The organism is Calditrichota bacterium (assembly GCA_013151735.1).
In the GTDB taxonomy this organism is placed as follows: Bacteria; Zhuqueibacterota; JdFR-76; order JdFR-76; family BMS3Abin05; genus BMS3Abin05.
In genome coordinates this window covers 1,470-4,889 of the sequence record JAADHR010000143.1, presented here as the reverse complement: position 1 = coordinate 4,889, position 3,420 = coordinate 1,470, and the positions used below count along the sequence as shown (strand labels likewise).

The 3,420-nt window shown below is 50.3% G+C and carries 3 protein-coding genes; all 3 read left to right on the top strand.

The genetic code is table 11. The features are described 5' to 3' along the window. The first annotated feature begins 284 nt into the window (after positions 1 to 284). A complete protein-coding gene (locus tag GXO76_10245; GenBank protein NOY78234.1) occupies positions 285 to 1,772 on the top strand; it encodes a rhamnulokinase in 1,488 nt (495 codons plus the stop codon). 111 nt (positions 1,773 to 1,883) lie between these two features. Beyond that, positions 1,884 to 2,432 (top strand): hypothetical protein, encoded by a 549-nt coding sequence (locus GXO76_10240; GenBank protein NOY78233.1) that lies wholly within the window; start codon positions 1,884 to 1,886, stop codon positions 2,430 to 2,432. 120 nt (positions 2,433 to 2,552) lie between these two features. Next, on the top strand, positions 2,553 to 3,420 hold an 868-nt coding region (locus GXO76_10235), incomplete at its 3' end, for a lactate utilization protein (GenBank protein ID NOY78232.1).

Here is a 3,420-nt window from a genome sequence, read left to right as displayed (position 1 = left end):
TTTAAATTTTTGTGTGTTCTTAATAGGTGATTTTGAGAGAAATGAAGTGACGCACCCCGTCCCCGCCAGGTGGCGGGGCCACCCCTCTCAAGAGGGGACTTTACGGGAGGCCGTGCTTAAGTATATTTAGGATAATATCAGAATGTAAGGCAAAACTTGCCAGGATAGAAATCTAAATCACAATAATCTTCGTGGCAAAAATCTATGAAAAATGCAGACCAAAAAGTTCCTCTGCAAAGAATTGAATTTCGGTTAATTGAATTCATATTGACGGGTATGCATTGATGGATCAAAAAAAGTACTACATTGGTTTTGATCTGGGGGCCGAAAGCGGTCGGTGTGTGGTGGGAACGCTCCAAAAGGGAACGCTTTCCCTCACTGAAGTTCACCGATTTCCCACACCCTGGCTTTTTTATCAGGGACATTATTACTGGGATGTTCTTCAAATTGTGGCCGAAATTGAGGCGGGATTACGGGCCGCCGGAGAAACCTTTGGTCCCCGTTTTGAGGGAATTAGTGTGGACACATGGGGGGTCGATTATGTGCTTCTGGACACCGACAATCGCATTTTAGGGTATCCGTACCATTACCGCGACAGCCGCACCGACGGAATGATTGAGAGGGCCTTTGAAAGGGTCCCGCGCGAAGAATTGTACCTTCAAACGGGAACTCAGGTAGCTCCGTTCAACACCCTCTACCAGCTTCTGGCCGAACAAAATCAACATGTGAATCTGTTGGAGGTGGCTGACCGGCTTTTGCTGATGCCGGATTTTTTGCTGTTTGTGTTATCCGGAAAGAAAATTGGTGAATACACCATTGTTTCCACAACGGGTCTGGCCAATCCGAATCGGCGAAATTGGAATTGGAAATTGATTGAGGCCTTTGGACTGCCCCGCCAAATTTTTCCGAATGTGGTTGAGTCCGGAACCGTTATCGGGCATTTGCAGGAAGAGTTGGCCAAGAAAACAGGGCTGAATCCGGAGACACCGGTCATTGCATCCGCCAGCCACGATACGGGAGCAGCCGTTGCCGCCGTACCGGCGGAATCGGAAGGGTGGGCCTTTTTGAGCTCCGGCACCTGGTCGCTCATGGGGGTGGAAATCCGCCGGCCCATTTTGAATGCCGAAGCCATGACGTACAATTTCACCAATGAAGGCGGGGTTAATGGAACCATTCGATTCCTGAAGAATATTATGGGCCTCTGGCCGATTCAGGAATGCCGACGAGCCTGGCGGCAAGAGGGAAAAGAATTCAGTTACGAGGATCTCAAACAGCTTGCCCTGAAAAACGGTCCAACCGAAGCCTGGATTGACGTGGACGATCCGCGGTTTCTGAAGGCCGGAGATATGCCGCAAAAGATTCTGAATTTTCTAAAGGAAACCAAACAACCCTATCATGAAGATGCAGGCTGGATCACCCGGTGTGTACTGGAAAGTTTGGCGTTCAAATATCGAACGACGATTCAGGATATTGAGTATGTGACCGGGCAATCGGTTACGCAGCTTCTGGCGGTGGGAGGCGGTATTCAGAACAATTTGCTCAACCAACTGGCAGCCGATGCAATCCATCGAAACATTGTCACCGGACCGGTGGAAGGGACTATTGTGGGAAATATTGGGGTGCAGGCCATCGCCAGGGGAGCCGTTGCTTCTTTGTCGGATTGGCGGGCCATCGTCCGTCGCTCATTTCAATTGGAAACATACCGGCCGCAACACCCGGATTATTTTCAAACAAACGAGGAAAAATTTCGAGCTGTTTTACAGCAGTCATAGCCATGAGGATACAAGGGATGTCTCTTGTTCCTCTTTATGTTGCAGCATCTTCGGGGCAAAATATGCGAATTGGACTCTGATTTTCCAGAAAAAAGAAAAAATAGGCCGTTTATGAAAGCATTTCAGGCAGTTGACACGGGGCTGGTAGAAAAGTTCATTCAAATGGCGGAGGGAGCGGCCGCCACAGTAGAAAAAATCAAAGCCACTCCCGAAAATCTGAAAGCGGCCCTGGTGCGGGCCATGGGAGAAAACAGCTCCGCCACACTTGCGGAGCCAACCGTGCTGCCTCCCGAACTTTTTGCACCGTTCAAAAGTCTGCCAGATGTTATTTCGCATCCCACGGAAGACCAAATGGCTGCCATCCGGGTCGGCATTACCGATGCCTTTGTCGGCGTGGCAGGAACAGGCTCTCTTTGTGTGGCCATCGATGAACGCCTGGGCGGGTCGGTAAGCCTGTATTCCCGGGAGCACATTGCGGTTCTGGACGCTCGTCTGATGGTTCCCCGTCCGCGTGATTTATTTTCAGGAGAATTTTTTGAACGATCGGAATTGCCGGAGAATTTTTTGTTTATCACCGGCCCCAGTGCCACAGCCGATATGGGGGAACTGGTGCGCGGCGTTCACGGACCGGGACGGCTGCATATTGTACTGCTGGTGTAAAAAATGAATTTGCCTAAATAGGTTTTGCCCACGAAGGTCACGAATTTTCACGAAGTGATTTTACTGAAACTAAATTCGTGACAGTCGCGGGCCAAAAAATGACTATTTTTCGGAGTAACCATGCCTCAAAAATCCGTTGATTTTGCTTTGCAGATTAAGCCGCGTGACGTGGCGAATAAATCCTCAAAAGATCATTTGACCCAAGCGATTCAAATGGCGCTGGCGATTGAGAGTGAACCGGTTCGCCGAAACACGAATACCTTCAACCAGAATCGGTATGTAGCCGTTCGAACCATTGGCGATTACGAAGCTCTGAAGGATCGGGCACGGGCCATCAAAGAGAGAGCCATTGAAGAAATCGAAACATCAGTCAAGGTGCTTCAGCGGGTCATCGAGGAACGCGGGGGGCATTTTTATCTGGCAAAAGATGCGGCGGAAGCCAGCGCTTACATTCGGGACGTGTGTCAGAAACACAAAGCGAAATTGGTGGTCAAATCAAAATCCATTACCTCGGAGGAAATCAAACTCAATCCCGTGCTGGAAGCAGCCGGAATTGAAGTGGCCGAAACGGATCTGGCGGAATTTATTCTTCAGGTCGCCGACGAACAGCCGTCGCACATTGTGGCGCCGGCCATTCATCGAAGCCGGGAGCGCATTTCACAGCTCTTTACAGAAAAATTTCATCCGAAAGAACCCCTGGAAACAGGAGAAGACCTCACCCGATTTGCCCGGGAAATCTTACGACAGAAATTCCTGACAGCCGATATTGGAATCAGCGGAGCCAATATTCTTGCGGCCGAAACGGGTACGCTGGTGCTGGTTGAAAATGAGGGGAATATTCGGATGGTTACGCAGGCCCCGTCCGTGCACATTGCCATTGCCGGGGTGGAAAAGATTGTACCCCGCTGGGACGACCTGTGGCCGTTTATCGAGCTCCTGGCACCCAGTGGAACAGGGCAGCCCCTCTCCCAGTACACGCACATTTTGC